The organism is Caballeronia sp. (assembly GCF_028292365.1).
Taxonomy (GTDB): domain Bacteria; phylum Pseudomonadota; class Gammaproteobacteria; order Burkholderiales; family Burkholderiaceae; genus Caballeronia.
This window is the reverse complement of sequence record NZ_JAQGMM010000412.1, coordinates 1-6,356: the sequence shown is the minus strand read 5'-3', so window position 1 is coordinate 6,356 and position 6,356 is coordinate 1. Positions and strand designations below refer to the sequence as shown.

Genomic DNA, 6,356 nt, shown 5'->3' with positions numbered 1-6,356 from the left:
TCCAGAACACGCAGAACCGCGACACGGCGGCGATGCAGATCAAACTCGACGAGCTGATCCGCGCAATGAAAGGTGCGCATAACGCGCTTCTCGACCTCGAAGAACTCGAGGAAAAAGACCTGAGCCGCTTCCGAAAACACTACGAAAAACTGGCGGATGAAGCGCGCACCGCGCTGCGTGCGGCGGCAGCGACACCGATTCGCCGTTCGTCGACAACCACGATGACGATGATGACGATGATGACGAGCGCCGAGGCGATGCCAATCGCGATGGCAAGCCGGGAACCGAGCCGCTACGCGGCTAGCAAACGCGCTGTCCGACTGCGGCGCGCATCCGCTCGATGAGCGTCAACACCTTGGCCGGCGCTTTTCTAGGCGGCAAGCGAATGACCGAAAGTGGCCCAGATGGAATGGACACCCCTTGCCCGGAGACAACTATGGAAATGGAAATTGAGGGTAGGTGCCATTGCGGCGCAATAGCTTACGAGGCCATCGTCGATCCCAAAGCGGCAGGGCTTTGTCATTGCACCGACTGCCAGACGCTTTCTGGATCGCCTTTTCGCGCTAGCGTCCCCGCTAAGGCCGAGCACTTTCGTATTTTGCGCGGGCAGCCGAAGATCTACGTTAAGACAGCCGAATCCGGCGCGAAGCGCTCTCAGGCCTTCTGTGCCGATTGCGGCACGCCAATTTATTCAGCGGCTTCCGACAATCCCACTCAATACAATCTGCGCCTTGGTGCGGTAAAACAGCGAGCGCAGATTCCTCCCCAAACGCAGGCTTGGTGTGGGTCAGCACTTCCTTGGGCGCAGCACGTCGAAGGTCTGCCTCCGTCGCCGGACGATTAACCCAAGGAACTGAATTTCGAGCCCGAATTTAGCTGAAGCCGGTTTCCGCTTATCACACCTGTGACGTCGCGAATGTCAACAATTCGTGCGCATCGCGAATGTCAGAAAATGGCCCGGCCGCGCCCGATGCGGCCGGCCGCACCCGAGCCGTTACCGACACCCGAGCTCATCAAAACCGGCCTCCCGGCAGCGGGTGGACAACGCGGCGGGGGAGCAGATCAGCATTGTCTCGGCTAGAATGCGCTCCTCAAGTCGAAAAAAACCACAGGGGCTCGCCGCGCAGCATGGCTGCTCTATGCGACAGCCGCACCGCCCCGATACTGGCCACTGGCCCAATGTCATGCCCACCAGCTTCGTCTATATTGGAGCGTTATCCGCTCTCCTTTTGCTCGCCGGAATATCAAAGATCGCATTGGCTACCGGAACAGCCTATGTTCTCTTCCCCGAACTGGGCGCGTTGGCATACGATGTTTTCACGCGTCCTTCGGGTGTCTGGGCGAGATCTCCCGCTATGCTGGCCTTCACTCCAACGGCAGCATCGATAGTTGGCATAGCGATCACGCGCGAATTTCCATTCGGAATTGTCTCGGTGGTGCTTTGTATCGGAAGCGCTATGGTGCTGCTTCGTGTTCTGCGCTCACCAATCGCGCCCGCCATATCCGCGGGGTTTCTGCCGCTGGCACTTGGCGTTACCAGTTGGGCGTACCCAGCTTCGATCGCAGCCGTCACCGGTACGCTGGCAATTCTTATCGTCTCTTACCGGTGGTTATTCGCAGCTCGAATTGAAGCCCTGCGGCCCGTCCGGTCGCACGACATCGATAACAGGTTGGAGAGCGTCCCGACAGGATATGTGTGGCTTCCCGTCTTCGTAGGATTTCTGTTGCTAACCTACGGAATTACTCTCGTTACGGGCAATCGGCTCATCTTGTTCCCGCCGCTCGTGGTCATCGCTTTTGAAATGTTTGCGCATGCCGACGTTTGCCCCTGGGCACGGCGCCCCTTCACGCTGCCTGTGGCATGCACATTTGTCGCCGCAGTAGGCGTTGCAGCAGTGTCAGCCTTTGGATTTGGTCCCCTATCCGTAACTATCGCGCTTATTGCAGGAATCGTGGCATTGCGCATCGCGAGGCTTCATCTGCCGCCGGCTTTGGCAATTGGCTTGCTGCCACAAGTAATTGCACACCCTGATTGGACATTTGTAGCCGCCGTTGCTGTTGGCTCAACCGCTTTGACAGCAACATTCCTGATCGCACGCACGTCGCTCATGGGCCAAACGCGATCGGTATGAACAGGAGGAACACGGCTAAGCCTTCATGCAATGCGCTTGCATCCAAAGTAGGCCCCTTTGCGTAAATACGAGCATATCGATATCTTTTCGAGATTTTCACCTGTTACGCTATCAGCGCGCAAGCAACGCGAGCCGACCCATGGGTCATGTCAAGGAAAGGTACGTCGTTCATGAGTACCATTTTAATAGTAGACGACGATCATGGGATTCTGACGGCATGGAGACGCCTTTTGCGAGCGGAAGGTTATTGGGTTGATATCGCCGACAGTGGAGAAGCCGGCCTGATCGCGGCCGACAAGATGAGACCCGACTTGATCGTTACAGATCTATCGATGCCCGGGATGAGCGGAGTGGAGTTTTGCCATTTGCTTCGGCGCGACCCAAGGTTCCTCGCAGTTCCGTTGATTTTGGCCAGCGCCGAGCACGAAAATTTCTACGGTGCGCCTGCTTGGGATGAGGCTTGGAAAAAACCAGTTGCGATAGAAACTATTCTTGCTTCAATATCGCGGCTCCTGCAGGGGCTGCTTGATTGATGCGTCAACGGCCGAACATGACCACCAAAACACGTGGGCGCGAAAGTGAGATTTGTCGAGTTACGTTAACCGTCCGCTCTTGGCCGACCGATGCCAGGCGCGAGGCAAGGCTACGTTGTGCGCGACAGCCAGCAGATTAGCAGCGACGATAACTAGGATGCCCACAACCTGCGAGGGCGCCACTGACTGTCCCAGCATAACCAGCCCGACGCCCCAAAGCGACAACCGGCTCGCCGCTCGTCAAGATTCCAAACCGGTGGGATGAACTTCTCCGAAGTGCAGCCATCTCCAACACATATGGCAGAAGCGGGTACGCTACAGCGACTGCGACCAACGAAACGGATGACGCGACACCTAATCCACCTGTCGAACGCTCGAACCAGCTTGCTGCCCACGACAATACCGCTGCAATCGACAGTGGCACCGCAAGCCCGTGTAAGCCGCGCGTGGTGCTTCCGACGCGGCGTGACGCAAGAATGTATCCGGCCCAGCACGCAGCAGCGGCGCAAGCAGGAAAAATGGCGCTGGGGCTGAGAGAAGCCGTGTGTACCGAGAGAGCCAGCAGCACACCGGATAGGGCTACCACTGCAATCAGAGCATGCCTGAATCGGCCCCCCGCGAGGACAGCAACCGATAGAGGTCCCAGGAACTCGACGGCTGTTGCCAGTGCGAGCGGCATCCGCATGATTGCCATCGCAAAAAATATCCCCATGCCCGCCATGCAGACCCCCAGTGCAATGGAAGAGCCGGAAATAGATTTGATGAGTGACTTTGGTTCTGAGGCGAGAACGATCACGACGATCAAAGCTGCCGCGACGGCAAACCTTAAAAAAGATGCGTGCACTGGTCCGACACTGCTGACGATCGACACTGATAGCGCCATGCCGAACTGCATGATTGTCATCGCGCCGAGGCAAAGCACCGGTCCAACGTTACGCAATTGATAGCCCCCTGAACGGCGTGTGCGAAGTCGTTTCTTTTTGCCATTCATTGCCGGCCCGGCGATGCAGGCATCGGTCTCCGGCGACAATTGTCGGTGATCTAAAGTTTGGTGTCGACTGCCGCTTATGGCCGATTTTAATGCCCTCCTTAGTTCGTTGTGCAGCATCGTCGCGCCAGAAGCCAAGGGTTTTGAACATTCACGGCTTGCCGCACGCAATGCGCTTGCATCCCAAGTAGGCCCCTTTGCGTAAAAATGGGTGATCGGAATTTTTCCGGGATATCCACCGGTTGCCGCTTCCGCTTTTGAGCGAGTGGATAGGAGCTCCTGTTCGCCGGAATAGGTGCAGACGCACACGGCCACTCGGTGGCTGGTCGCGCTGCAGTTGGTATCGCTAACGAGTCTGCTCACGCAGGGCCTAGAAACCGCTTTGTACCGGACTGAAGCGTCATCAAATCAAGACGGAGCGCTCACTGGCTTGAGCAGGACGCCAGGCGGTGTTCGCCTGGTTACCATCGCCTCCGCGCCGAAAGACCGAGGGGTTGATGTGGCGGGGAACATGGCTCCCCATTCCCCTCCTAGGGCGATGCCGGGAAGCCGAGCGCCGTCGCCTTCGTACGCAGATCGGCAAACCGACCTCCCTCGTCGGTGGTCACCATCGACTTGGCCGACGGCGCGCCGTTCACCTGCCCATTGTCGATGGACCCGAGACCCGGCACCCCCAATGCTCCCGCCAGCGAGCACGCGGTGCCGAACGTGCCTTGCGTTACCGCGATAGCAGGCGCATCGGTGCGCGCGGGGTCCGCGAAATCGAGTGCGTAAGCCATGTTGAACGTGCTCGCATCGCTTGCTCGCACACCGAGCGGATCGAGGCCGAAGCGCCACGCGAGCAGTTGATGAATAGAGCTAGGATCAAACGGATACCGCGATACCGCATTCGCGCGCACACGCGGACCGAGCAGCATGCAAGGCACGCGAAAACCGAGTCGCCCGTCGTTGCCGAGCGCCTGCTCCGACGCCGACACCGGTTTCACCGGCGGCGCCACATGTTCCATGAAGCCGCCCCATTCGTCGTAAACAATGATCATGAGCGTGCGGTTCCACGCCGGGCCCGTGCGCAATGCGTCGTAGATCTGGCCGAGCAGCACCTGGCCGTTGCGGATGTCGGCGTGAGGATGATCGTCGTTGGACGTACCGTTCACCTCGCCGGCGAAACTCGGGTCGACCATGCAGAACGAAGGCAACGTGCCCGCTGAGGCATTGGCAAGAAACTCGGCCATCAATTTCGAGCGGCCGACATAACGCGTTCCGTAAAGCGCGGTGAACGGCACGTCGTGGAAGTAATACGCAGACGAGACGTTTTTCGCGTCGAGCCGGTCCCAAATGGTCGGAAGCGTCGACGTATCGTCCGTGTCGCTCAGCCGGTCGGTCTCGCCGCTGTGGAGATACACGCGATTGGGGAAGGTGGGGCCGAGGATGCCGCTCATGTAGTAATCGCACACGGCGTACTGGCCTACCGCACCGCGATAGAAGTCCATGTCCCCTTGCTGAAAATAGCCGACGGGCAGGATATCGCCGCGCGTCAAGCTCGTGTTCGGGGTGAGCAAGAAACCGTTCATTGCGCCATTGGCGAGGTGCACGCGCCCGGCGTCATAGGCGTGGTCCGGATCTGCATAGCCGCAGGCCTGAAAACCAAACGCCGCATTCGACGCAAGCGCGAAGGGCGTCTGGGTATGGCCGAAGGCATCGATGAACTGGCGGCTCGGAGGTAGTCCTTCGGCATTAGGTACCCAGCCCAGCATGTGGTCGAACGAGCGATTTTCCATCGTCACGAGGACGATGTGATCGATACCGGACGTGGTCGGGTCGGGCAGCACAGGACGCGGAAGGTTGGCGCGATCGGGAGGAATCTGACCGATAACGGGGTTTGCCGGCCCCGTGCCGCCGCTCCCACCTCCGCCTCCGCCGCCGCATGCGGACAACGCGACGGAGCTGGCCAGCGCAGCGAGAATCTGACGGCGGATGGGATCGGGCTGATTGGAGGGACGATCACTCATGACAATCTCCTGTGGGTGTTTTCTATTGGCGGAGTGGGACGCGACGACCTGCATGTGCATCCAGCGCGTGAGGTCGCGGCGAGTGACCAGCGGCTATCAGCACATAGCGTTCCCGACTCTGCAGGGGCCCGCCCCAACTTTTGCCGCGGAGAATGGCGCCTCGCAGCGCCGAACAAGGGCGGTATTTCGCGAAACAAAATTGGGTCGGCGCGCGTTTCCGACCAGGCACGTGTTGCAGGGCTTGTGAAGCGCAGCTTTTAAGCGATGCGTGAAGCCCGCGCCGATTCAGTCGCACCGACGCCGGACGGTTTCATCCCTACGCCACTTCCTTCCGGGGCTCGCTTGACGGCGGCTCGTCCCTCGAACGGCCACTATAAAACGTCACGAAGGCTGCGCTGAAGCCGAAAGAGTCAGCGCACGGCTTGATTGAAGAGATCCTATATGCAGGCGGGTCGTCGGCAAACTGATACGTAAAATCAGCGTGTCGAGTCCTGTTCAAAGGAGAACATCATGCGCACGGATCAGACGTTCACGACGGGTGGTGAAGAAACGGTGCTGGCGGTGTCACTCGAGCTTGCTGCGGCGAAGTGGAAGCTCGCGCTACACGACGGCCGGCGCGAGAAGCCGGCGGTGCACACGGTCGCGCAGCCCCAGGCCGCCGCCTGCAAGCCGTGCTGGACGTGATCGAACAACA

General features: G+C 59.3%; 6 protein-coding genes and 2 pseudogenes. 6 read left to right on the top strand and 2 right to left on the bottom strand.

The window, feature by feature from the left end:
- The 4 genes and pseudogenes from JWR14_RS24740 to JWR14_RS24725 all read left to right on the top strand — a co-directional run.
- Window positions 1–304: pseudogene (locus JWR14_RS24740) on the top strand (low affinity iron permease family protein); the annotation flags it as partial.
- A gap of 132 nt (window positions 305–436) precedes the next feature.
- Complete coding sequence (locus JWR14_RS24735; protein ID WP_299713444.1) at window positions 437–844, top strand: GFA family protein; 408 nt, start codon at window positions 437–439, stop codon at window positions 842–844.
- 340 nt (window positions 845–1,184) lie between these two features.
- Complete coding sequence (locus tag JWR14_RS24730; protein ID WP_299713441.1) at window positions 1,185–2,132, top strand: HPP family protein; 948 nt, start codon at window positions 1,185–1,187, stop codon at window positions 2,130–2,132.
- Between the two features lie 170 nt (window positions 2,133–2,302).
- Window positions 2,303–2,665 carry a response regulator gene (locus tag JWR14_RS24725; RefSeq protein WP_299713438.1) on the top strand — a complete coding sequence of 121 codons (363 nt, stop codon included), beginning with the start codon at window positions 2,303–2,305 and terminating at the stop codon, window positions 2,663–2,665.
- Window positions 2,666–2,801: 136 nt separating this feature from the next.
- Here JWR14_RS24725 and JWR14_RS38625 read toward each other — a convergent pair whose 3' ends face one another.
- Complete coding sequence (locus JWR14_RS38625; protein ID WP_366144593.1) at window positions 2,802–3,344, bottom strand: EamA family transporter; 543 nt, start codon at window positions 3,342–3,344, stop codon at window positions 2,802–2,804.
- A gap of 4 nt (window positions 3,345–3,348) precedes the next feature.
- Between JWR14_RS38625 and JWR14_RS24720 the strand changes: the two genes are divergently transcribed.
- On the top strand, window positions 3,349–3,609 hold the full coding sequence (locus JWR14_RS24720) for a hypothetical protein (protein WP_299713435.1): 261 nt from the start codon (window positions 3,349–3,351) through the stop codon (window positions 3,607–3,609).
- 574 nt (window positions 3,610–4,183) lie between these two features.
- Here the strand turns inward: JWR14_RS24720 and JWR14_RS24715 are convergent.
- Window positions 4,184–5,662, bottom strand: coding sequence for an alkaline phosphatase family protein (locus tag JWR14_RS24715; RefSeq protein ID WP_299713432.1), 1,479 nt, complete (start codon window positions 5,660–5,662; stop codon window positions 4,184–4,186).
- A 510-nt stretch (window positions 5,663–6,172) separates the two neighbouring features.
- Between JWR14_RS24715 and JWR14_RS24710 the strand changes: the two are divergent.
- Window positions 6,173–6,356, top strand: a pseudogene (locus JWR14_RS24710) (IS110 family transposase); the annotation flags it as partial.

Excerpts from the sequence above, each read along its gene's own strand:
- JWR14_RS24720 (WP_299713435.1), top strand. The coding sequence starts at position 3,349 with ATGATTGCCATCGCAAAAAATATCCCCATGCCCGCCATGCAGACCCCC.
- JWR14_RS38625 (WP_366144593.1), bottom strand. The coding sequence starts at position 3,344 with ATGCCGCTCGCACTGGCAACAGCCGTCGAGTTCCTGGGACCTCTATCG.
- JWR14_RS24730 (WP_299713441.1), top strand. The coding sequence starts at position 1,185 with ATGCCCACCAGCTTCGTCTATATTGGAGCGTTATCCGCTCTCCTTTTG.
- JWR14_RS24735 (WP_299713444.1), top strand. The coding sequence starts at position 437 with ATGGAAATGGAAATTGAGGGTAGGTGCCATTGCGGCGCAATAGCTTAC.
- JWR14_RS24725 (WP_299713438.1), top strand. The coding sequence starts at position 2,303 with ATGAGTACCATTTTAATAGTAGACGACGATCATGGGATTCTGACGGCA.
- JWR14_RS24715 (WP_299713432.1), bottom strand. The coding sequence starts at position 5,662 with ATGAGTGATCGTCCCTCCAATCAGCCCGATCCCATCCGCCGTCAGATT.